This window comes from Microbacterium sp. STN6 (assembly GCF_026410545.1).
GTDB lineage: Bacteria > Actinomycetota > Actinomycetes > Actinomycetales > Microbacteriaceae > Root112D2.
This window is the reverse complement of record NZ_JAPMIT010000001.1, coordinates 975909-996812: the sequence shown is the minus strand read 5'-3', so window position 1 is coordinate 996812 and position 20904 is coordinate 975909. Positions and strand designations below refer to the sequence as shown.

The window sequence follows — 20904 nt, the reverse complement described above, 5'->3', positions numbered from 1 at the left end:
GACGATCAGGCCTTCGTGGACGCGGTCTCCGAGCCCTGGAAAGATGAGTGAACCGCGGTGAAATCTGGACGGTCGCCGGCGGCGCGTATGCGTCCAGGCCGCGGCCCGCGGTCGTACTGCAAGACGACCTCTTTGCGTCGACCGGCTCAGTCACTATCGCCCTGTTCACGAGTTCGCCGATCGATGCGCCGATCACTCGGATCCGAGTCGAAAGCACCGACATCTCAGGGCTCGAGAACGACTGCGACATCATGGCGGACAAGCTGACGACCGTCCGCCGGGCCGACGTCAGAGACCGTGTCGGACGTCTCACACCGGAGCAACTGATCGACCTCGAGCGCGCCGTCATGGTGTTCCTCGGGCTCGCGCGGTAGCTCGCACACAGCCTCACATGAGCCGCATCTGCCAGGCCTTCCTGACGAAACCAAAACCACTGATAATGCACATTATGTCAATCCCGCGGTTGAACCGGGTGCTGACAAGCCCGCGGCGCCTCCCGCTCACTGCGGGAGGAACAGCGTCTCGATCGGACGCTCGAACAAGTGGGAGATGCGAAAGGCCAGCGGAAGCGACGGGTCGTACTTGCCGGTTTCGAGGGCGACGACGGTCTGGCGAGAGACGTGCAGACGCTCTGCCAGCATGGCTTGCGTCCATCCGCGTTGCTCCCGTTCGGAGCGAATGAGGTTCTCCATCAGGCCTTCGGGGCGCCAACGATAAGGTTCGTGAACTCCCAGCCCAGCAGGCCGAGAACAGCCACGGCCCATCCCCCATTGATCACGTCGAACCCGGCAGAGCTGAGCGTGCCCACCGTAATGGCCGCGACCATCGCGACAGCGAATCCGACGGCCAACCCTGGGAAGAACAGCTTGACCTGATACTCATCCATGGTGCGCATGCGACGTACGATCACGATGACGATCCACGCGATCGGCACCAGCGGAACGACGGCCAGGAGCCACTTCCACGGCTCCCCCGCCGTCTCACCCCACTGATACAAAGCGACGTTGGCAATCAGGAAGATTCCAGCGCCCGCCCAGATCTGAACACGGAAGACCCGTCGATGCCGCAGTTCGGCTGTGGACTCCGCAGTCGAGTCAAGGTCACTTGTCATAAGTCAAGGATCGGTGCTGCTTCACTGAAAGTCAAGCATCCTTGTCACTACGCGCGCAAAAGTTGCCTTCTGACCGTGCGGAAGCTGCCTTTCGACGTTGAGCCGGCCGAGGGATTGGCCGCTTTAGAATGGTGTCCAAGGTCATGACGATGGACGCGCTTTCCTCTTTCGCGTTGGCAGCCAGCCTGTTCCTCCTGAAGGGATGTTCATCGATGGATGATGCGCACCAGGTGACAGTACCGGCGCTCGAAGTGGACGATCTCCGCGTCTCCTACGGCGCGAAAGTCGCCGTGAACGGCATCAGTTTCCGCATTGATCGTGGAGAGATATTCGGGCTGCTCGGACCGAATGGTGCCGGTAAGACGAGCACGCTCAGCGCGATCGAGGGTCTGGTGAAGCCGAAGTCCGGACGCTCGCGGATCGACGGCATCGACGCTGCGCAGCATCCGTTGGAGGCCAAAGCGCGGCTGGGCGTTCAGTTGCAGTCCTCCAGTTTTCAGGCAGAACTGACGATCCGCCAGATCGCTCGACTGTACGCGGGGCTGTACGGCGTGCGGCTTTCCAGCGATCAGCTCGGTGAGAGCATGCGCGCGATCGGCCTCGACGCGGAGCAAGGCAAACGGTTCAAACAGCTTTCCGGCGGCCAGCAGCAACGGCTCGCGTTGTTCATTGCCGGCATCCACGACCCGCTGCTGCTTCTCCTGGACGAGCCGACGGCAGGGCTGGATCCGCAGTCACGTCGCGCGTTGTGGCAACGCATCGAACGAGCGCGTGGCACGGGGCGCAGTATCCTCCTAACGACGCATTCGATGGAGGAAGCGCAGGCGGTGTGCGACCGCGTCGCGATCATCGACCACGGCGGTTTGTTGACGACTGGAACCCCGGAAGAGTTGATAGCCAGGCACAAGGATGACCCGCGGGTACTCGATGTCGCGCACGGCGCGGCCACCCTCGAAGACGTCTTCATCGGACTGACGGGAAGTGAGATCCGTGACTGACGCCCCTGCCCCCGCCTCCGCCCCCGCGCTCGTGGGCACCGGCCGACCACCGCTGCGCCTCGCGATCACGTCTCTTCTGCGTGCCGACGGCATCGTCCTGCTCCACAACAGGGTGTCGGGGCTCGCCGGTATTCTGCTGCCCGTCGTGATCGTGATCGCCACCGGCTTAGGAGCCAAAAGGACCGCAACTCTCGGCGGATCGGGCCTGACGATCGGCCTTGCCCTGACCGTGGGGCTGATCACGTCCAGCCTGCTCGGCTACGCCGTCAGCATGGCCCAGGACCGCCATGCCGGCATCCTGCAAAGACTGCGCGTGACGCCAGCACCGACCTGGATGATCCTCACCAGCCGGCTCATCGTCCAGGTGATCGCGAATCTGGTCATGGCCGTCATCGTCGTCACCGTCGGCGTGGTGCTGCACGGACTGACGCCGAGCGCCGGGCAATACGCGCTGGTCCTCGCCGTCGCAATGCTCGGCGCGGCCGTCTTCCTGGCCATCGGGCAAGCCATTGTGGGCCTGGTCAACTCGGCAGGCGCCGTCAACGGCATCAGCCGCGTTCTGTTCCCACTTCTACTGCTGCTCGGGCTGCTGGGTGGAACCGGCCTGCTCGGCGAAACTTTCAAAACGATCGCGGACTGGTCCCCCGTCGGCGCGCTCATGACGCTCTTCTCCGACGCAATGACGGCCCCCGCGTGGAGCAGTCAGGATGCCTACTCGCTCCTCGCGTGCCTGGGATACATCGTGGTGTTCGCCTTCATCGGGATCCGTTGGTTCCGCTGGGATCCCCGATGACTCACTGCTTCGCCTGCCGCAGGAGCTCCTGCACCTGATCGACCACCAGCTCGGGGCGCGAGAGAAACGCATGGTGCCCCGTCGGCACCTCGACCGAACGCGTGGCCCGCGCCGCGTGCGAGCGCTGCAACTCGACTGACGTACTGCGGTCGTCACTGCAGACGATGTACGTCGAATCGACGCCTTCCCATCCAGCGGCGCTCGTCGGCGTCATAAACGCTGCCGCGGCCTGCGCCGTCACGCGATCCCAGCCCTCGCGCTGAGCCGCTTCGTCCGCATCCTGAAGAAAACGGGCCGCGAATGACTCGGCGTCGTAGCCCGAAATGCTCAGCGTGCCGTCGCCGTTGTCGCCGATCGAGACCGGGTCGCTCTCCCCTGCCATGATCGCGCCCTGCGACTGGCCGACCTCGGGCAGGTACGACGACACATAGAGCAGATGCTTGACCGCCGGATGCTGCCCCGCCTCAGCGATGACGGTACCGCCGTACGAATGACCGACCACGATCGCGGCATCCACGCGGTCGAGTTCCGCGCGAAGCGCCGCCGCATCGGCAACCAGTCCACCGGCGACGTCATCGGCACCCGTTTCGCCGCACGACGGCAAGGCAACAGCACGACTGCGGATGCCGGTGCGTTCCTCAAGCAGCCGTGCAGCCTTCTGCCACCACCACTGCCCGTCGCGCACCAAAGCACCGTGGACGAAGATCAGTTCCATCGCGCATTCCTCCCGTGGGCCGTCCAACCGACCATACGGGTGCCGGGACGGCAGGCGCTCCGATTCCGCTCAGAGCACCAACATCGAGGCGGATGCGGGAAGTGCCACCGATCACCGCTGCGAGATGCTGACCATCCAGTTCACGCCGAAGCGGTCGGTGAGCATGCCGAAGATGTCGCCGCTCCCCCACGGTGCCGCCGCCAGAGGCTCCCTGACCTCGGCACCGTCGGAGAGGCCGTTCCAGAATCCGCGCAGCGTCTCCTCATCGTCGCCGCCGAGGGCGATGGAGTCGCCGCCGCGAGGCGCCCATTCCATGCTGCTCGGCGTGTCTGAGGCCATGATGACGAGACCGTCGTCGCTCGTCAGGAACCCGTGCATGATGAGGTCCGCATCCGCCGGGTCTGAGCTCATGCCGAAGTCGCTGAAGGTGGCCAGCTTCAGCTCGCCGCCGAGAACCGACCGGTAGAACTCCATCGCCTCTCTGGCCGTGTCACGGAAGGCCAGGTAGGGGTTCAATGTGACCGTCACGGTCGCTCCTTTGCTCGTGTCTCGTGCTGATCGCTCTATCTCACGCCTTCGCCGGCTCTGACGTCAACAGGCAACCCGGCGGGCATCGCCACGAGCACGGTGGCGGGGAGCGTATGGTTGTGCACGTGCATCCGCTCGTCGTCTCGTCCATGCCTTTCGGGCGTCAGGGGGTTGTCGGCGACCGCTTCGCCGACAACAGATAGAGCTGTCTCTTCTCCGGTTCATTTTCTTTGCGCCATCGGCGCACATCGCACCGCAAGACAGTTAGGCACACCCATGCTTCCCCTGACCGAAAACGACCTTCGATCGTCATTCATCAACGCGTCCGTTCGAGAGCGACGCAACCTCGCCGTGCCGGATAATTTCGGCAACCTGGCCTGGGACGATCTCGACTTTCTAGCCTGGCGGGACCGCAAGTACGCGAACCTCGGCTACGTCATCGCAGAACTGGATGGCGTGGCCGTCGGCATTCTGCTGCGTGAGGCCGACCGCAAACCGAACAGGCGACCGCAGTGCTCGTGGTGCGAAGACGTCACGCTGCCCAACGACGTCGTCTTCTTCAGCGCTAAGCGGGCGGGCGATGCGGGCCGCAACGGAAACACCGTTGGCACGCTCATCTGCTCGGCGTTCGAGTGCCCGGCGAATGCCCGGAGGCGACCGCAGACGGCCTACGTGGGGTTCGACGTGGAGGCGGCGCGCCGGCAGCGGATCGAAACCCTGCTGCAGCACGTGCGGGGTTTCGTGCGAGAGGTGCGCGACGGCGACTGAGCTATCAGAACTGGCTGAGCAGGAACGAGAGGATGAATCCGAGAGCGGTCAGCAACCCCGTCGTCGGGCCGCCGCGTTCGTAGGCTTCCGGCATCATCGTGTCGGCGAGCATGGTGATGATCGCGCCGGCGGCAAACGCCTGCACGCCGCCGACGACGACATCCGAGGCATAGCCGAGAAGCACAAAACCGAGGAAAGAGGCGAGGGCGGATGCCACCGTCACCCCGGCCCACAGCAGAAGAATGTACGAGGTCGATCTGCCGCTCTTGCGCATCCCTGCCGCCGATGACATGCCTTCCGGCACGTTCGAGAGGAAAACGGCGGTCACCATCGGCACGCCGAGCGATCCTCCCCCGAGCAGGGTGATACCGATCGCCGCCGACTCCGGAATGCCGTCGAGCAGGGCGCCGAGCGCAAGCGCGAGCCCTCCCCCGCCGCCGCTCGGGTCCCGGCCGCTGCCCGCCTTCGCATCGGCGTTCTTCTGCCCGCCCGACCGCTTCCGATCGCGAGCGCCATGACGCGACAGCAGCACGTCACCGCCGAAGAAGCTCAGGGCACCGAGCGCGAGCCCGATGAGCACGGCCCCCGCTCCACCACGGTCGAAGGCCTCACGCGTGAGCGAGAATGCAAGCGCGCTGACGAGCACGCCCGCGCCGAACGCCATGATCCCTCCGATAACGCGCCCGGAGACCCTCAGATACACCCCGCCGAGCGCCCCGAGAAGCGACGCGCTCCCCGCGACTCCGCCCCACAACAACGCCCACCACACCCGGTCGTCCCCCTCGCCTGCCGCCCGGCACAATCGAAAAAATCCTGCCGCGGCGCAGGCTACCCCTGAGTGAGTCCACGTGTGTCAGGCGAGGCGAGTCAGGGGTGCTGTTTCAGACGGCACCCATCGAGCACGCGTGTCGCGTGTCGCGTGTCGCGTGTCGCGCCTCAGGTGTCAGGCGCCCTCGCCGAAGCCACTCTCGATCAGTGATGCCAGCGCATCCACCGCCGCCTCTCCCCCCGGCTCATCCGAGGCGATCTCGGCCGTCGTGCCCTTCGTCAGCCCGAGCGACATGATGCCGAGCAGGCTCTTCGCGTCCTTGCCGTTCACGGTCACGCGCGCATCGAGGGTGTTGGCGAGTTTCACGAACTCGGCGGCGGGCCGCGCGTGCAGCCCGTCTCGGTTCACGAGCGTGACGTTTCGCGAATATCCACGAGCGGATGCCGCAGCCGCTCCCCCGCCGCCACCGCCATCGCGCCCGGGCTCGCCGCCGCCGGCACTCGCATCGCCACCGACGCCCTCGCTGGCGCCACCCCCGTCCCCACCGGTGACCGCGGACCGCGCCGCGGCCACCACCGCGCCCACGTCACCGCCGGACTCCGCCGCGACGGCGGCAGCCACTCCCCCTTCGACGAGCGGTGCATCCACCAGCCGAACCTGCGCCGCGTCCGGCCCAAGGAAGTCGAGCGCGCTCTCGGCCGTCATGATCGCCGATCCGAGATCGCACAGCACCACGGCTCCCGCCCCGGCATCCGCGCTCTGCACCGCCTGAAGGATCTTCGTGAGGCTCGTGCCGATGCCCCCGTCATCGGTGCCGCCGGCCGCGACGAGCGTCGTATTCGGCGCCATCTGCCGAGCCAGCTCGACGAGGCCGTCAGCGATCTTCTCGCTGTGCGACACGAAGACGACGCCCACCCGGGGCGAGCCGGCCTGCGTCATCTCAATCGGCCTCGGAAGCGTCGGCCGCACCCGCACCGGCCTCGGCCCCACCCGTACCGGCCTCGGCCGCATCGGCCGCGGCCGCAAGCAGCAGCGACGTCGACTGCGCGCCCGGGTCGCGGTGCCCGATCGCGCGCTCGCCCAGGTAGCTCGCTCGTCCCTTGCGTGCCACGAGCGGCTCGGTCGCCTTGGCGCCGGCCGCGGCGGCGTCAGCAGCAGCCCGCAGCACCTCGGCCGGGCTCTTGCCGGCCTCGGAGGCCTTCCCCGCGGCATCCACCGCCGGCGTCCACGCGTCGACCATGGTCTTGTCGCCGCTCTCGGCCTTGCCACGCAGCACGACGCCGTCGCGGGCGGCCGTGATGACGGCAACCACGGCGGCGGAGTCGAGCGACGCGGCGTCACCCGCAGCATCCGCTGCCTTCAATAGCGCGGTGCCGTAGAGCGGGCCGGATGCGCCGCCGACGGTCGAGACGAGCGCCATCGCCGCGGCCTTCAGTACGGCCCCCGGCGTCGCGTCGCCGTCGAGCGCGCCGATCTTTTCAAGCACGGCGTGGAAGCCCCGCTCCAGGTTCTCCCCGTGGTCGCCGTCGCCGATCTCGCGGTCGAGCGCGCCCAGTTCGGCGCGATTCTCTGAGATCACGTCGGCGGCGCGACGCATCCACTCTCTGCTCCATGCGGAATCCAATGCCATGCCTTCTCCTACCTCTCAGCGTTCATCGAGCGCGGCTTCATCGAGCGCGGCTTCATCGAGCACGGCGGCGCACACCCTCACTACCGACGCGCACGCGAGCGGATGCCGCTCAGCATCCCCATCGCAGCGCCGCCGTGTGCACGGGCGCGTCCCACAGCTCGAGCATCTCGTCGTCGAATCGCGTGAGCGTGATGGAGGCGCCCTGCATCTCGAGCGAGGTCACGAAGCTGCCGACGAGGCTGCGCACGACCTCGATGCCCTTCCCCGCCAGAACCTCGGCCGCGCGGCGATACACGATGTACAGCTCGCTGAGCGGCGTGCCGCCCATGCCGTTCACGAACAGCAGCACCCGATCACCTGACGCGTACGGCAGGTCAGAGACGATGGGCTCGAGCAACTTGTCGACGATCGCGTCCGCGTTTTCGAGCGGCACCCGCGCGCGGCCGGGCTCGCCGTGGATGCCGACGCCAAGCTCGATCTCGTCCTCGGGCAGCTCGAAGCCGGGCACGCCCGCATACGGAACCGTGCCGGCATGCAGTGCGACGCCCATCGATCGGGTCTGGGATGAGACGCGCTCGGCGATCGCGGTGACGCCCTCAAGGTCGTCCCCTCTCTCGGCCGCTGCTCCCGCGACCTTCTCGACCACGAGCGTGCCGGCAACGCCGCGCCTGCCCGCCGTGTACAGCGAGTCCTGAACGGCGACGTCGTCCTGCACGATCACGGAGCGCACCTCGATCGAGTCGGCCGAGGCGAACTCGGCGGCGGTCTCGAAGTTCAGCACGTCGCCCGTGTAGTTCTTCACGATGTGCAGAACACCCTTGCCCGAGTCCACGGCCTTGGTCGCCGCGAGAATGGGGTCGGGCGTCGGCGAGGTGAAGACATCGCCCGGCACCGCGGCGTCGAGCATGCCGCGCCCCACAAAGCCGCCGTGCAGCGGCTCGTGCCCGCTTCCACCACCGGAGACGAGGGCCACCTTGCCCTCGACCGGCGCGTCGGCGCGCACAATGTATTGCGGCTCGCCCTGGACCGTGACGATGTCGCCATGCGCTGCACCGAAGCCGGCAAGCGACTCGGCGACCACAGCGTGCGGATCATTGATGAGCTTCTTCATCGAAACTCCTCCTGTCGAATGAGTGCGAGAACTACCGGGTCGCGGCGACCCACTCATCGAGCTTCGTCGCCGCCGCGCCCGAATCGATCGCTTCGGCCGCTACCGCCATCTTCGCGCGGAATCGCTCAAGTATCGAGTCCTGAACGTGGGTCGGGTTCGCCACGAGATCGAACGCCACGAGGCCTGCGGCGGCATTCAGCAGCACGATGTCGCGAATCGGTCCCTCCTGTCCGGCGAGAACGGCGCGCACCACAGAGGCGTTGTATTCCGGGTCGCGGCCGAGCAGGTCGTCGATCGACGCGCGGGCGATGCCGAGTTCGCGGGGATCGAGGTCGTGCTCGGTCACCAGCCCGCGCGAGACCTCCCAAATGTGGCTGTGGCCGGTGGTCGACAGCTCATCGAGCCCGTCGTCGCCCCGGAACACCAGCGCGGATGCGCCCCGCGTCTGGAACACGCCGACGATGAGCGGCACCCTGTCGAGCTGCGCGACGCCCACTGCAGACGCCTCGGGGCGCGCCGGGTTGCACAGCGGCCCCAAAAAGTTGAACACGGTAGGGATGGCGAGCTCCGCTCGCGCCGCTCCCGCGTGCTTGAAGCCGGGGTGGAAGTACGACGCGTACGCGAACGCGATGCCCGTCTTCGCGAACACCTCGGCCACCCGTTTCCCGTCGAGCCCGAGGTTCACGCCGAGCGCGCCGAGAACATCGGATGCACCAGACGACGAACTGGCGGCCCTGTTGCCGTGCTTCAGTACCGGCACCCCGGCTGCCGCGGCGACGATCGACGCGGTCGTCGAGATGTTCACCGTTCCGTAGCGGTCGCCGCCCGTGCCGACGATGTCGAGGGCGTTGGGGTCCACGTTGAGCGGCAGCGCGTGCTCGAGGATTGCGTCGCGGAAGCCGACGATCTCATCGACGGTCTCCCCCTTGGCGCGCAGCGCAACCAGGAACCCGCCCAACTGGGCATCCGTCACGGCGCCCGTCATGATGTGATCCATGGCCCAGGCGGCATCGGAGACGCTCAGATTCTCGCGCTCGAGCAGCTGCATGATGATCGACGACCACGACTGGGATTCCGGCATGAACCGATCCTATCGATGCCGACAAGTAAGGGTCACCTAATCGAAAATCTGCGGCAGACAGGCCCCCACAATGGCAAACGTCGCTGGGAAATCGGCCATAATGGAGACGTGACGAGCACCTCAATATCCCCAACGGCGACTGCGCCCCAGGTCAACAGACCCAATGTGGTGGCTGTCGGAACGATCGTCTGGCTCGGCAGCGAGGTCATGTTCTTCGCTGGCCTTTTCGCCATCTACTTCACGCTTCGTTCCACGTCTCCCCAGCTCTGGGCGGCCGAGACCGCGCACCACAATGTTCCGTATGCGCTGGTGAACACGCTCGTTCTTGTGTCGAGCTCGTTCACCTGCCAGTTCGGCGTGTTCGCCGCGGAGCGCCTGCAGGCGCGTGCCACCGGCTGGAAGCCGACGCAGTGGGGCATGGTCGAGTGGTTCTTCCTCACCTATGCGCTTGGGGCCGTCTTCGTCGCCGGGCAGGCCATGGAATACGCCACGCTCGTCAGCGAAGGCATCACGCTCTCCTCGAACGCGTACGGCTCGGCCTTCTACATCACGACCGGCTTCCACGGTCTGCACGTGACCGGCGGCCTCATCGCCTTCCTGCTCGTCATCGGTCGTGCATTCGCGGTCAAACACTTCGGTCACAAGGAGGCCACGAGCGCGATCGTCGTGTCGTACTACTGGCACTTCGTCGACGTCGTCTGGATCGGGCTCTTCCTGGTCATCTACATTCTCAAATAAGAATCAGGAGCAGGCCACATCACCATGCGCGCGCATCCGCACACCACTTCACGGTCTCGTCGCAAGACCGGCCGCCGGCATCCGCTGGCCACTCTCGCCCTGATCGCGATCGGTCTTGGCCTCACGGGTGGCGGCTATGCCGCATTCAACTCGTCGACCGCGTCGGCCGAGACGGCAACCGCGTCGAAACAGAGCGTCGACGAGGGCAAGAAGCTCTTCATGGCGAACTGCGCCACGTGTCACGGTCTGAACGCCTCGGGCACCGACAACGGACCGAGCCTCATCGGTGTGGGTGCGGCGGCCGTCGACTTCCAGGTCGGCACCGGTCGCATGCCGATGGCCATGCAGGGCCCGCAGGCCGAGGAGAAGCCGGTTCAGTTCACCGACGACCAGGTCAAGTCTCTCGCGGCGTACGTCGCGACTCTCGGCCCCGGCCCCGCGATCCCCGATGCATCGCTACTCAAGCCCGACGGCGACGCGGCCAAGGGCGGCGAGCTCTTCCGGGTGAACTGCGCCATGTGCCACAACGTGGCGGGCGCTGGCGGCGCCCTGACCGAGGGCAAGTTCGCCCCCGACCTGCACAACGTGACGCCGGCCCACATCTACGAGGCCATGGTGACGGGACCGCAGAACATGCCGGTCTTCAACAACCTCAACATCACGCCGACCGACAAGCGCGACATCATCACGTACCTCACCTACATTCGTGAGAACCCGTCCCCGGGCGGGTTTGAACTCGGCGGCCTCGGGCCGGTTTCAGAAGGGCTATTCCTCTGGATCTTCGGCCTCGGCTCGATCGTGGCCCTGACCGTGTGGATCACAGCGAAGTCGAATTGATCGAACACCACGGTCAGCACAACGTGAAAGAGCCTAAAAAGGAGAACAATGGCACAGGACGATAACGGCGGTTCCGATCTCGCCGCTGCCGACTCGTCGGCCGTCGAACTGGTCAGAGCAGGCGACCCGGGTACCGCGGTCCTTTTGCAGGACCCGGTGGAGAACCCTGGCTTCCCGCCGCACCGCAAGCGGGTCACCGACAAAGACCCGAAGAAGAACAAGCGGGCCGAGCGCACCGTCTACACGCTCTTCTACCTGTCGATCGTGGGCAGCATCTGGGCGATCGCCGCCTACATGCTCTTCCCCATCGAATCGAACGTCGGCCAGGTGCGGGCCAACACGCTCTTCATCGGTCTCGGCATCGCCCTCGCCCTGCTCGCTCTCGGCTTCGGTGCCGTGCACTGGGGCAAGGCGCTCATGGCAGATCACGAGGGCATCGACGTCAGGCACCCGGTAGAGGGCACGCCGGCCACGCAGGCACGCGCCGTCGAGATCTTCCAGCAGGCGAACGAGGAGTCCGGTTTCGGGCGCCGCACACTCATCCGTAACAGCCTCATCGGCGCGCTTGTCGCCTTCCCGCTGCCGGCCGTCGTGCTGTTCCGCGGCCTCGGACCGCAGAACCAGAACCCGGCTGATCTTCTGCGCCACACCATGTGGAAGAAGGGAACCCGGCTCACGAAGGATCCCTCCGGCGTTCCCATCAAGGCATCGGATGTGACGCTGGGTTCCGTCTTCCACGTCATCCCCGAGGGGCTGAACGACCGCGAGGACATGCTCGAGCAGAAGGCCAAGGCGGCCGTGCTCCTCATGCGCCTGAAGCCGACCGACCTGCACGTCTCCCCCGAGCGCAAGAACTGGAACTACGACGGCATCGTCGCCTACTCCAAGATCTGCACGCATGTGGGCTGCCCGGTCGCACTGTACGAGCAGCAGACGCACCACCTGCTGTGCCCGTGCCACCAGTCGCAGTTCGACATCACGCACGAGGCCGAGGTCATCTTCGGCCCGGCAAAGCGGCCCCTGCCGCAGTTGCCCATCACGGTGGATGCTGACGGGTACCTCGTTGCACGCAGCGACTTCCACGAACCTGTCGGCCCGAGCTTCTGGGAGCGCCATTGAGCACCACATCTGCCGCACCGAAGGCGGCGTCGAACGGCGGATTCACCGCCGCGGCCGCGACCTACCTCGAGGAGCGCACGAGCATCTCGGCGGTCGTCAAGGAGTTCGGTCGCAAGATCTTCCCCGACCACTGGTCGTTCCTGCTCGGCGAGGTCGCCCTTTACAGCTTCGTCGTCATCCTGCTTTCGGGTACGTTCCTGACGTTCTTCTTCCAGGCATCGATGGCCGAGACCGTGTACAACGGCTCATACGCACCGCTCAAGGGCGTCGAGATGTCTGCGGCGATGAACTCGACGCTGAACATCTCGTTCGATATCCGCGGCGGCCTGCTCATGAGGCAGGTGCACCACTGGGCAGCGCTGCTGTTCGTCGCGGCCATCGGCCTGCACATGCTGCGCATCTTCTTCACGGGTGCGTTCCGCAAGCCGCGCGAGCTCAACTGGGTCATCGGCTTCATGCTGTTCATCCTCGCGATGGCCGAGGGCTTCACCGGTTACTCGCTGCCAGACGATCTGCTCTCCGGTAACGGCCTGCGCATCATCGACGGCATGGTGAAGGGGCTGCCTCTGGTCGGCACCTGGATCTCGTTCCTGCTCTTCGGCGGCGAGTTCCCGGGCACCGCCATCGTCGGGCGATTGTATACATTGCATATTCTGCTGCTGCCCGCCCTCGTCGTCGCGTTCATCGCGCTGCACCTCACGTTCGTGGTGGTGCACAAGCACACCCAGTACGCCGCGGCGGGTCGCACCCAGCAGAACGTGGTCGGCTATCCGATTCTCCCGGTGTACGCCGCGAAGGCCGGTGGCTTCTTCTTCATCGTCTTCGGCGTCATCGTGCTGATCGCGTCACTGTTCACGATCAACCCCATCTGGAACTACGGGCCATACGACCCCTCGCCCGTCTCGGCCGGCACGCAACCGGACTGGTACATCGGCTTCGCCGATGGCGCCCTGCGACTCGTGCCACCGGGCTGGGAGTTCGTCTGGCTTGACCGCACCTGGTCGTTCAACATCATCGTGCCGGTGCTGGTGCTGGGCCTGTTCATCGTGACGGTCGCGATCTACCCGTTCCTCGAGGCGTGGATCACCGGCGACAAGCGCGAGCATCACATCGCCGACCGGCCTCGCAACAACCCCGGCCGCACGGCGGTCGGCGCCGCGGGCGTCACGTTCTACGCCGCGCTGTGGGCCGCCGCGAGTTCGGACATCATCGCCACCCACTTCAAGCTCACCATGGAGGGGGTCATCCACACCCTCCAAGCGTGCCTGATCCTCGGGCCGATCGTCGCGTACATCATCGCAAAGCGCATCTGCATCGCCCTGCAGAAGAAGGACCGCACGATCGCGCTGCACGGCTACGAGTCCGGCCGCATCGTTCGCCTGCCCGGCGGGGAGTACATCGAGGTGCACGAGCAGCTCGACGAGTACGAGCGCTGGCGCCTGGTCAGCTTCGAAAGCTACCAGCCGCTCATGCTTCGTCCCAACAGTCGCGGAAAGATCACGGCGTCGAACCGCCTTCGCGCCGGCCTTTCCCGCTGGTTCTTCGAGGATCGCATCGCGCCCGTCACGCGGGGTGAGATCGAGGGGGGCCACGGCCACCACTAGCGTGACGCACCGGGCAGCGGATGCCGGCGCCTGGCGCCGGTGCCGCTCCGCACCGCACACGCTGGATCAACCCGTCGGGCGCCGATGACACTCTCTCTTCTCGCGGAGTGGCTTCGGTGCCCGACCTGTTTCCGGGATCTGCGACCGTTCGGCGACCTCATCCTCGGCTGTGACAACGGCCATCGCTTCGATGTCAACCGGCGAGGGTACGTGAGTCTCCTCCCCCCACGCTCTCGGCATCGCGGCGACAACGCCGACATGCTCGACGCTCGTGAGCGGTTCCTCGAAGCCGGCTGGTACGCCCCGATCAGCGATGCGCTGGCCGAGAGCGGGGCTGAAGCCGTGAGCGACGCCGAAGCTGCGCCCCGCCGGCCATTCTCGAGTTGCACTCCCCCACAGCCGGTGCCACGCGTGCTCGACATGGGATGCGGCACCGGCTACTACCTCAGGGCGGTTCTCGATCGACTGCGTGGCGTGACCGCGGCACACGAGTCGGCCTCTCACGGGTCGGCCACTCACCAGACGGCCGCTCACGAGCCGGCAGATGGCACGGCTGAGGCACGCGCACTCCCGGCCCTCGGCTGCGACCTCTCCCCCGCAGCCGTCTCCAGGACCATACGCGTGACGGGGGCCTCAGGGCTGGTGGCCGACGTCTGGCATCCGCTTCCCCTTCGCACAGGCGCCGCTGACGTGCTGCTCAACGTGTTCGCCCCCAGAAACGCCGACGAGTTCGCGCGAGTCGTACGCCCCGGCGGGGCGCTCCTCTCGGTGGTGCCCACGTCGAGCCACCTGCTCCAGCTTCGGGCCGACGGCGCCATGCTCGACGTGCCCGAGGGCAAAGCCGGCCAGCTTGAGGCGCACATGAAGGCCTTCCGTCTCCTCTCCCGCACGCTCGTCGAGTTCGACATGACGCTGGAAGCGAGCGACGTGGCCGCTTTGACCGGAATGGGGCCCTCGGCCCATCACCGCGGCTCCGGTGCAACTGACCTCCACGCGGCTGATTCCGACGCTTCTGGTCAGCACGCAGACGGATCCGCTGCGAGCGAGTCGGACGCGAGCGGATCCACTGCGAGCAAGTCGAACGCGAGCGGGCCCGGCGTCGGCGACCACTGCCGTATCGTCGTCACCGCGTCGGTGGAGGTGCTCCGCCTCCAGAGAATGTCGGCCTGACCCAGCCTCTGCTCCCGCCAGAGCCGTCCTGTTTCCCAGGATTCGTTGTCCCAGGTCCTGGGGAACTACATGCGGGTGCCGGGACGGCCCATGGCGAGAGAACGGAGGTCGGCGGTCGCCCGATCAGCGGGCGAAGTAGCCGCGGTAGTACTCGTACACCCAACCGACGATGCAGATCAGCGTGAAGGCGACGCCGATGAAGGCGATCCAGAAGCCGACCGCGAGGCCCAGAATGAGCAGGCCGGCGCCAGCCGCGAGCAGCAGCGGCCACCAGCTCCACGGGCTGAAGAACCCGAGCTCCGGGTCACCGTCGTCGATGTTGCCGTCGAGACGGTCCTCGGGGAGCTCGCCACCCTGCGTCGCGTAGGAGCGGCCGATGTAGAAGCCGAGGAACGCACCGAGCACACCCACGAGGCCGAGCGCGATCGTACCGACCCACTCGATGTAGCCCGTGTCGAGAAGCGCCCAGATGGAGTACGCGACGGACGCGGCGACGAAGAAGACGCAGATGATCCAGAAGATTCGTGCGTTGACCTTCATATGGCTACTTCACCTTCTTATCTTCGACGTCGACAACGGGGGCCTGCGGCGCATCCTTGCCCGGGCCGATTCCCACGGGGATCCCGGCCTCGGGGTGATTCAGGTCGAACGCCGGCGATTCACTGCGGATGCGCGGGATCGACGTGAAGTTATGCCTCGGCGGCGGGCAGCTCGTCGCCCACTCCAGCGAACGACCATAGCCCCAGGGGTCGTTCACCGTGACCTTCGGCGCATTGCGGGCCGTCAGGTACACGTTGAGCAGGAACGGGATCATCGATACCGCGAGAATGAGCGCTCCAAGCGACGACAGCTGGTTCATCCAGGTGAAGTCGTCGGCCGTGGAATACGTCGCATACCGTCTTGGCATGCCGACGACGCCGAGCCAGTGCTGTACGAGGAACGTGGTGTGGAAGCCGATGAACAGCAACCAGAAGTGCCACTTGCCCAGCGTCTCGTTGAGCATCTTGCCGGTCCACTTCGGCCACCAGAAGTAGAAGCCGCTGAACATGGCGAACACGACGGTGCCGAACACCACATAGTGGAAATGCGCCACCACGAAGTACGTGTCGGAGACCTGGAAGTCCAGCGGCGGCGAGGCCAGGATCACGCCCGTGAGCCCGCCGAACGTGAACGTGATCAAGAATCCGATCGCCCACAGCATGGCGGCCTCGAATGTGATCGACCCCCGCCACATCGTGCCGAGCCAGTTGAAGATCTTCACGCCCGTCGGGACGGCGATGAGCATCGTCATGAGCGAGAAGAATGGCAGCAGCACGCCACCGGTGACGTACATGTGGTGCGCCCACACCGTCACGGACAACGAGGCGATGGAGATGGTGGCGTACACCAGCGTCTTGTACCCGAAGATCGGTTTTCGGCTGAAGACAGGGAATACCTCAGAGACGATGCCGAAGAACGGCAGCGCAATGATGTACACCTCCGGATGCCCGAAGAACCAGAAGAGGTGTTGCCACAAAAGGGGCCCGCCATTGGCGGCGTCATAGATATGCGCGCCGAAGACGCGGTCCGCGGCGAGGCCGAAGAGCGCCGCGGCGAGCACGGGGAACGCCATGAGCACCAGGATCGAGGTGATCAGCGCGTTCCACGTGAAGATCGACATGCGGAACATGGTCATGCCCGGTGCGCGCATGGTGATGATGGTCGTGATGAAGTTCACGGCGCCCAGAATTGTGCCGAAGCCGCTCATGCCGAGGCCGAGGACCCAGAGGTTTCCCCCGACTCCCGGTGAGAATGTCGTCGACGAGAGCGGGGCATAAGCGAACCAGCCGAATGCGGCCGCACCCTGCGGGGTGAGGAAGCCCGCAACGGCGATGAGGCTGCCGAAGTTGTAGAGCCAGTATGCGAACGCGTTCAGGCGCGGGAACGCCACATCCGGCGCGCCGATCTGCAGCGGCATGATGAAGTTCACGAACCCGGCGAAGAGCGGCGTCGCGAACATCAGCAGCATGATCGTGCCGTGCATGGTGAACAGCTGGTTGTACTGTTCCTTGGTCTCGACCACGTGCATGCCGGGTTCGAACAGCTGCGCGCGGATGATCAGCGCCATCACGCCGCCCAGGCAGAAGTAGACGAACGACGTGGTCAGGTAGAGGTACCCGATCGTCTTGTGGTCGGTCGACGTGAGCCAGTTGACGAGAATGTTGCCCTTGCGGTGGGCCTGATTCGCGTTGAACCCCTGGCGGGACGTGGGAGCGGGCGCGGCGGGGGCCGGCGCTGTTGTCGTACTCATGATCGGTTGATTGCCCCTACTCGTTACTTGCTCTTCGTGCTCTCCTCCGGCGCGCCAGTGCCGGGGAGGTTCGTGTTGCGGTCGTAGTTCGTGCTCAGCTGGCCCTCATAACCCTGGGCCTTCAGCGAGGCGATGTGGTCTTTGTACTCCTGTTCAGAGACGACCTTGACGTTGAAGAGCATCTGCGAGTGGTACTCGCCACAGAGTTCGGCGCACTTGCCCGCATAGGTGCCTTCACGTGTCGGCGTCACCGACATGTAGTTGATCTTGGCCGGGAACATGTCTTTCTTGTAGAGGAAGGCAGGAACCCAGAACGAGTGGATCACGTCGCGTGAGGTGAGCTCGATCTCGATCTTCTTGTCGACGGGGAGGTAGAGCGTGGGGATCTCGGACTCGACGATGGCGCCAGGCTGCGCGTTGGGGTGATCGTTCGGCTGCGCCTGGATGCCGGGCGAGTACGCATTGTCACTGACGTAGTTGAAGTCCCACGCCCACTGCTTGCCGATGACCTCGATCGTGAGGTCGGGGTGCTTGTAGCGCTGCTCGATCTGCGCCTGGTCGCGCGCCGTGAACGCGAAGAAGCCGAGGATCAGAATGAGCGGAACGACCGTGTAGAAGATCTCGATCGGCATGTTGTACCGCAGCTGCACGGGCAGGCCGGTCTGGCCCTTGCGACGCCGATAGACGACGACGGTCCAGATGATGAGACCCCAGACGAGGCAGCCGATGATGAGCAGCACCGTCCACGACGTGACCCAGAGGCCGGCGACCATCGATGTGTTCGATGTGACCGGCTTCTCGCCTTCGACGAAGCCGGGCAGGAACCCATGCAACTGGGCCTGCGTGCACCCCGCAAGAACGAATGCGAGTGTCGCTGCGATCGGAATTGCAGCCCATCGGAGTCGACGATTGTGGCGCACCGGTGACCTTTCGAGAGACGGTTTCAGCGGCCACTGCGGACCACCCGAGACGGAACCCAGCTTACTGCGTTCTGAGCGTCTCGATGCCCGTCTCGCTCGCGCGCCGCCTCCAGACGCAGAACGGGCCGCCCGAATGGGCGGCCCGTGATCCGTGTTCGAACCGGCGTGTCAGTGGAAGCTGTCCCCGCACGCGCAGCTGCCCGCGGCGTTCGGATTGTCGATCGTGAAGCCCTGCTTCTGGATCGAGTCCTCGAAGTCCACGGTCGCGCCGTCGAGGTACGGAACGCTCATCTTGTCGACGATGACGCCGACACCGTCGAATTCCACGATGGCGTCGCCGTCGAGCTCGCGCTCGTCGAAGTACAGCTGGTAGATGAGCCCCGAGCATCCGCCGGGTTGCACGGCCAGACGCAGGCGCAGGTCATCGCGACCCTCCTGCTCGAGCAGGCTCTTCACCTTCGCGGCGGCCGTGTCGGTGAGGCCAACGCCGTGGGCCTTGGTCTGGGTCAGCGTGTCGGTCATGACGCTCCTTCAGCCATTTCTTTCGCCGCGCCTGGCGGCGCGATCTTCAGGTCTTTCCCGATAGTACCGCGCCGACGATGGGGAGTTGCCGAGCATCCGCCTATTCGTCGCCTGCGCCGTCGACGTGACGACCGTTCAGCCGGGCCAGCATGAGCGCCTCGGTGAGGATCGCGCGCTTGAAGACGCCGAGGTGCAGCGACTCGTTGGGGCTGTGCGCCCGGGTGTCGGGATCTTCGACGCCGGTCACGAGGATCTGCGCTTCGGGGAAGACGCGCACGAGGTCGGCGATGAAGGGGATCGAGCCGCCGATGCCGGTCTCGAGCGGCTCGCGGCCCCAGGCATCGGCCATGGCACGCTTGACCTCGGCGACGGCCCACCCGCTCGTGTCGACGAGGAACGGATCGCCCGTGTCGACGTCGTCGACTTCCACGTGCGCGCCGAACGGCGCATTCTCACGAAGGTGGCGCTCGATGGCGGTGAACGCCTCTTGGGCGTCCTGCCCGGGGGCGACGCGGCAGCTGATCTTCACCGCCACGCGCGGCGAGAGCGTGTTGGAGGCGTTGGCGACGCTCGGGGCGTCGATGCCGGTCACCGTGATCGACGGCTTCGACCAGATGCGGCTGAGGATGGGCCCCGTGCCGATCGGCGTGACGCCGTCGAGCAACGCGGCGTCCTGCCGCAGCGTCTCCTCGCTCTGCTCGGGCACCTCGGCGCCGTGGCTGGTGAGCCCGGCGACCGCGACGGAGCCGTCGTCGGCGTGCAGGCTCGACAGCAGCCGCACCATGGCGAGCATCGCATCCGGCACCGCGCCGCCGAACATGCCCGAGTGGGACGCGTGCTCCAGTGTCGAGACGGTGAGCCGGAACGTGACGTTACCGCGAAGGCCGACCGTGAGGGCCGGCGTGTCGACATCCCAGTTGTCGGAGTCGGCGACCACGATGACGTCGGCCGCAAGCGCCTCGCGATTCGCGTCGAGGAACGAGGCGAAGGAGCGCGAGCCGAACTCCTCCTCACCCTCGATGAACACCGAGAGGCCCAGGTTGAGGTCGTCGCCGACCACCTCGGCCAGGGCGCGGATCGACGCGACATGCGCCATCACACCCGCCTTGTCGTCGGCCGCGCCGCGCGCATAGAGGCGGTCGCCGCGAACCGTCGGCTCATACGGAGGGGTATCCCAATCCTCATCGCGGCCGGGCGGCTGCACGTCGTGGTGGGCATACAGAAGCACGGTGGGGCGGCCGGCGCGCGCCGCCCGCCTCGCGAGTACGGCGGGCTGGCCCTGTTCCGGACCGGCGCCGATCGGCGCTCGGGTAACGGTGACCGAGTCGAAGACGCCGGTGTCGCGCAGGAGGCCGGCCACAGCATCCGCACTCTCTGCCACATGCGCCGCATCGAAGGCGGCCCACGACACCGAGGGGATGCGCACGAGTCGCGTCAGATCGGCAATCGAGGCTGGCAGCGCGTTCTCGACATAGGTGCGAATGGCCTTGTCGACATCGCTCAGGCGCTCTCGGTCGCGGTCGGCAGCGTTCGGGGTCTCGGGCGGATTCGTCATGCAGGTAATCTTAAGCGGACGACCCTAAGAGGATTCCCGTGGCAAAACGACAGACTTCAGACAGCGCGCAGACCGACGGCGACACCACGCCGACGATCGAGACAAGCGAAGAGACGGCCGCCCGACTGGCCGGCAAGGGCCACGCGACGCCCACTCGCAAGGAGCAGGAGGCCGCCCGCAGGCGCCCGCTGGTGCCGAACGACCGCAAGGAGGCGGCCAGGCAGTCCCGCTCGAAGTCGGCCGAGCAGCGCGAAAAGGCGCGGCTGGGCATGGCGGCCGGCGACGATCGGTACCTGACCGCGCGCGACAAGGGGCCGCAGCGGCGATTCGTGCGTGACTACGTCGACGCGCGCTTCAACATCGGTGAGCTCATGATCCCCGTCATGCTGCTCGTGATCGTGCTGAGCTTCACGCCGATCACCGCATTCCAGGTGTACGGCATCCTGGTGCTGTGGGCGTTCTTCATCGTCGCGCTCATCGACGACTTCATCCTCGCCTACATCGTGCGCAAGCGCCTCGCCCAGAAGTTCGGCGAGGGCAAGGTCGAGCGCGGTGTGCGCTGGTACGCGGGAATGCGCGCCATGCAGTTGCGCATGATCCGTCTGCCGAAGCCGCAGGTCAAGCGCCGCCAGTTCCCGAGCTGAC

The 20904-nt window shown here is 66.1% G+C and carries 24 protein-coding genes and 1 pseudogene; 11 read left to right on the top strand and 14 right to left on the bottom strand.

Going from position 1 to position 20904, the window contains the following annotated elements:
• Positions 1 to 47: 47 nt before the first annotated feature.
• The gene (locus OSC27_RS04560) at positions 48 to 374 is read left to right on the top strand and encodes a type II toxin-antitoxin system PemK/MazF family toxin (RefSeq protein ID WP_267180212.1); all 327 of its coding nucleotides are present in this window, start codon (positions 48 to 50) and stop codon (positions 372 to 374) included.
• Between the two features lie 126 nt (positions 375 to 500).
• Here the strand turns inward: OSC27_RS04560 and OSC27_RS04555 are convergent, their stop codons facing one another.
• Positions 501 to 692, bottom strand: a complete 192-nt coding sequence (locus OSC27_RS04555) for a helix-turn-helix transcriptional regulator (RefSeq protein ID WP_267180211.1) — start codon at positions 690 to 692, stop codon at positions 501 to 503.
• Positions 692 to 1111 (bottom strand): hypothetical protein, encoded by a 420-nt coding sequence (locus OSC27_RS04550; protein WP_267180210.1) that lies wholly within the window; start codon positions 1109 to 1111, stop codon positions 692 to 694. The genes OSC27_RS04555 and OSC27_RS04550 overlap by 1 nt, the downstream gene beginning before the upstream one ends.
• A gap of 143 nt (positions 1112 to 1254) precedes the next feature.
• Here OSC27_RS04550 and OSC27_RS04545 point away from each other — a divergent pair, with 143 nt between their 5' ends.
• The gene (locus OSC27_RS04545) at positions 1255 to 2109 is read left to right on the top strand and encodes an ABC transporter ATP-binding protein (protein ID WP_267180209.1); all 855 of its coding nucleotides are present in this window, start codon (positions 1255 to 1257) and stop codon (positions 2107 to 2109) included.
• Entirely contained in the window at positions 2102 to 2902 is an 801-nt protein-coding gene (locus tag OSC27_RS04540; RefSeq protein WP_267180208.1) for an ABC transporter permease, read from the top strand. The genes OSC27_RS04545 and OSC27_RS04540 overlap by 8 nt, the downstream gene beginning before the upstream one ends.
• Before the next feature lies 1 nt (position 2903).
• Here OSC27_RS04540 and OSC27_RS04535 read toward each other — a convergent pair whose 3' ends face one another.
• The gene (locus OSC27_RS04535; RefSeq protein WP_267180207.1) at positions 2904 to 3617 is read right to left on the bottom strand and encodes an alpha/beta hydrolase; all 714 of its coding nucleotides are present in this window, start codon (positions 3615 to 3617) and stop codon (positions 2904 to 2906) included.
• Between the two features lie 111 nt (positions 3618 to 3728).
• The gene (locus OSC27_RS04530; RefSeq protein ID WP_267180206.1) at positions 3729 to 4145 is read right to left on the bottom strand and encodes a VOC family protein; all 417 of its coding nucleotides are present in this window, start codon (positions 4143 to 4145) and stop codon (positions 3729 to 3731) included.
• Positions 4146 to 4421: 276 nt separating this feature from the next.
• On the opposite strand from OSC27_RS04530, the gene OSC27_RS04525 reads away from it, so the two are divergent.
• The gene (locus OSC27_RS04525) at positions 4422 to 4913 is read left to right on the top strand and encodes an FBP domain-containing protein (protein WP_267180205.1); all 492 of its coding nucleotides are present in this window, start codon (positions 4422 to 4424) and stop codon (positions 4911 to 4913) included.
• A gap of 4 nt (positions 4914 to 4917) precedes the next feature.
• On the opposite strand, the gene OSC27_RS04520 is transcribed toward OSC27_RS04525, so the two are convergent.
• The 5 genes from OSC27_RS04520 to trpD all read right to left on the bottom strand — a co-directional run bounded on the left by OSC27_RS04520 (position 4918) and on the right by trpD (position 9504).
• Positions 4918 to 5577, bottom strand: a complete 660-nt coding sequence (locus tag OSC27_RS04520; RefSeq protein WP_267180204.1) for a ZIP family metal transporter — start codon at positions 5575 to 5577, stop codon at positions 4918 to 4920.
• A gap of 279 nt (positions 5578 to 5856) precedes the next feature.
• The gene (dhaM, locus tag OSC27_RS04515; protein WP_267180203.1) at positions 5857 to 6621 is read right to left on the bottom strand and encodes a dihydroxyacetone kinase phosphoryl donor subunit DhaM; all 765 of its coding nucleotides are present in this window, start codon (positions 6619 to 6621) and stop codon (positions 5857 to 5859) included.
• 1 nt (position 6622) lies between these two features.
• Positions 6623 to 7312 carry a dihydroxyacetone kinase subunit DhaL gene (gene dhaL, locus OSC27_RS04510; RefSeq protein WP_267180202.1) on the bottom strand — a complete coding sequence of 230 codons (690 nt, stop codon included), beginning with the start codon at positions 7310 to 7312 and terminating at the stop codon, positions 6623 to 6625.
• A gap of 109 nt (positions 7313 to 7421) precedes the next feature.
• Positions 7422 to 8423: a dihydroxyacetone kinase subunit DhaK gene (gene dhaK / locus OSC27_RS04505; protein ID WP_267180201.1), complete on the bottom strand. Its 1002-nt coding sequence runs from the start codon at positions 8421 to 8423 to the stop codon at positions 7422 to 7424.
• A gap of 31 nt (positions 8424 to 8454) precedes the next feature.
• Positions 8455 to 9504 carry an anthranilate phosphoribosyltransferase gene (gene trpD, locus OSC27_RS04500; RefSeq protein ID WP_267180200.1) on the bottom strand — a complete coding sequence of 350 codons (1050 nt, stop codon included), beginning with the start codon at positions 9502 to 9504 and terminating at the stop codon, positions 8455 to 8457.
• Between the two features lie 108 nt (positions 9505 to 9612).
• Here trpD and OSC27_RS04495 point away from each other — a divergent pair, with 108 nt between their 5' ends.
• The 6 genes and pseudogenes from OSC27_RS04495 (at position 9613) to OSC27_RS04475 (ending at position 14972) form a co-directional block, all read left to right on the top strand.
• Positions 9613 to 10242: a cytochrome c oxidase subunit 3 gene (locus tag OSC27_RS04495; protein WP_416348811.1), complete on the top strand. Its 630-nt coding sequence runs from the start codon at positions 9613 to 9615 to the stop codon at positions 10240 to 10242.
• Positions 10243 to 10266: 24 nt separating this feature from the next.
• Positions 10267 to 11079 (top strand): cytochrome c, encoded by an 813-nt coding sequence (locus tag OSC27_RS04490; RefSeq protein WP_267180198.1) that lies wholly within the window; start codon positions 10267 to 10269, stop codon positions 11077 to 11079.
• Positions 11080 to 11127: 48 nt separating this feature from the next.
• On the top strand, positions 11128 to 12198 hold the full coding sequence (locus OSC27_RS04485) for a ubiquinol-cytochrome c reductase iron-sulfur subunit (protein WP_267180197.1): 1071 nt from the start codon (positions 11128 to 11130) through the stop codon (positions 12196 to 12198).
• Positions 12195 to 13802: a cytochrome b gene (locus OSC27_RS04480; RefSeq protein WP_267180196.1), complete on the top strand. Its 1608-nt coding sequence runs from the start codon at positions 12195 to 12197 to the stop codon at positions 13800 to 13802. The genes OSC27_RS04485 and OSC27_RS04480 overlap by 4 nt, the downstream gene beginning before the upstream one ends.
• 84 nt (positions 13803 to 13886) lie before the next feature.
• A pseudogene (locus OSC27_RS14495) lies at positions 13887 to 13979 on the top strand (SAM-dependent methyltransferase); the annotation flags it as partial.
• Positions 13980 to 14012: 33 nt separating this feature from the next.
• Entirely contained in the window at positions 14013 to 14972 is a 960-nt protein-coding gene (locus OSC27_RS04475; protein WP_267180195.1) for an SAM-dependent methyltransferase, read from the top strand.
• A 123-nt stretch (positions 14973 to 15095) separates the two neighbouring features.
• Here OSC27_RS04475 and OSC27_RS04470 read toward each other — a convergent pair whose 3' ends face one another.
• From OSC27_RS04470 to OSC27_RS04450, 5 genes are all read right to left on the bottom strand, one after another.
• Positions 15096 to 15512 (bottom strand): cytochrome c oxidase subunit 4, encoded by a 417-nt coding sequence (locus OSC27_RS04470; RefSeq protein WP_267180194.1) that lies wholly within the window; start codon positions 15510 to 15512, stop codon positions 15096 to 15098.
• A 4-nt stretch (positions 15513 to 15516) separates the two neighbouring features.
• Positions 15517 to 17262, bottom strand: a complete 1746-nt coding sequence (ctaD, locus tag OSC27_RS04465; RefSeq protein ID WP_267180193.1) for a cytochrome c oxidase subunit I — start codon at positions 17260 to 17262, stop codon at positions 15517 to 15519.
• Between the two features lie 23 nt (positions 17263 to 17285).
• Complete coding sequence (gene coxB, locus OSC27_RS04460; RefSeq protein WP_267180192.1) at positions 17286 to 18182, bottom strand: cytochrome c oxidase subunit II; 897 nt, start codon at positions 18180 to 18182, stop codon at positions 17286 to 17288.
• A gap of 168 nt (positions 18183 to 18350) precedes the next feature.
• On the bottom strand, positions 18351 to 18704 hold the full coding sequence (gene erpA / locus OSC27_RS04455) for an iron-sulfur cluster insertion protein ErpA (protein ID WP_267180191.1): 354 nt from the start codon (positions 18702 to 18704) through the stop codon (positions 18351 to 18353).
• 100 nt (positions 18705 to 18804) lie between these two features.
• Positions 18805 to 20259 carry a dipeptidase gene (locus OSC27_RS04450; protein WP_267180190.1) on the bottom strand — a complete coding sequence of 485 codons (1455 nt, stop codon included), beginning with the start codon at positions 20257 to 20259 and terminating at the stop codon, positions 18805 to 18807.
• Between the two features lie 38 nt (positions 20260 to 20297).
• Here OSC27_RS04450 and OSC27_RS04445 point away from each other — a divergent pair, with 38 nt between their 5' ends.
• Entirely contained in the window at positions 20298 to 20903 is a 606-nt protein-coding gene (locus tag OSC27_RS04445; protein ID WP_267180189.1) for a DUF3043 domain-containing protein, read from the top strand.
• Position 20904: the final 1 nt, after the last annotated feature.

Excerpts from the sequence above, each read along its gene's own strand:
- dhaL (WP_267180202.1), bottom strand. The coding sequence starts at position 7,312 with ATGGCATTGGATTCCGCATGGAGCAGAGAGTGGATGCGTCGCGCCGCC.
- OSC27_RS04525 (WP_267180205.1), top strand. The coding sequence starts at position 4,422 with ATGCTTCCCCTGACCGAAAACGACCTTCGATCGTCATTCATCAACGCG.
- OSC27_RS04535 (WP_267180207.1), bottom strand. The coding sequence starts at position 3,617 with ATGGAACTGATCTTCGTCCACGGTGCTTTGGTGCGCGACGGGCAGTGG.
- OSC27_RS04550 (WP_267180210.1), bottom strand. The coding sequence starts at position 1,111 with ATGACAAGTGACCTTGACTCGACTGCGGAGTCCACAGCCGAACTGCGG.
- dhaM (WP_267180203.1), bottom strand. The coding sequence starts at position 6,621 with ATGACGCAGGCCGGCTCGCCCCGGGTGGGCGTCGTCTTCGTGTCGCAC.
- OSC27_RS04555 (WP_267180211.1), bottom strand. The coding sequence starts at position 692 with ATGGAGAACCTCATTCGCTCCGAACGGGAGCAACGCGGATGGACGCAA.
- erpA (WP_267180191.1), bottom strand. The coding sequence starts at position 18,704 with ATGACCGACACGCTGACCCAGACCAAGGCCCACGGCGTTGGCCTCACC.
- OSC27_RS04470 (WP_267180194.1), bottom strand. The coding sequence starts at position 15,512 with ATGAAGGTCAACGCACGAATCTTCTGGATCATCTGCGTCTTCTTCGTC.
- OSC27_RS04485 (WP_267180197.1), top strand. The coding sequence starts at position 11,128 with ATGGCACAGGACGATAACGGCGGTTCCGATCTCGCCGCTGCCGACTCG.
- trpD (WP_267180200.1), bottom strand. The coding sequence starts at position 9,504 with ATGCCGGAATCCCAGTCGTGGTCGTCGATCATCATGCAGCTGCTCGAG.
- OSC27_RS04520 (WP_267180204.1), bottom strand. The coding sequence starts at position 5,577 with ATGGCGTTCGGCGCGGGCGTGCTCGTCAGCGCGCTTGCATTCTCGCTC.
- dhaK (WP_267180201.1), bottom strand. The coding sequence starts at position 8,423 with ATGAAGAAGCTCATCAATGATCCGCACGCTGTGGTCGCCGAGTCGCTT.
- ctaD (WP_267180193.1), bottom strand. The coding sequence starts at position 17,262 with ATGAGTACGACAACAGCGCCGGCCCCCGCCGCGCCCGCTCCCACGTCC.
- OSC27_RS04490 (WP_267180198.1), top strand. The coding sequence starts at position 10,267 with ATGCGCGCGCATCCGCACACCACTTCACGGTCTCGTCGCAAGACCGGC.
- OSC27_RS04545 (WP_267180209.1), top strand. The coding sequence starts at position 1,255 with ATGACGATGGACGCGCTTTCCTCTTTCGCGTTGGCAGCCAGCCTGTTC.
- OSC27_RS04450 (WP_267180190.1), bottom strand. The coding sequence starts at position 20,259 with ATGACGAATCCGCCCGAGACCCCGAACGCTGCCGACCGCGACCGAGAG.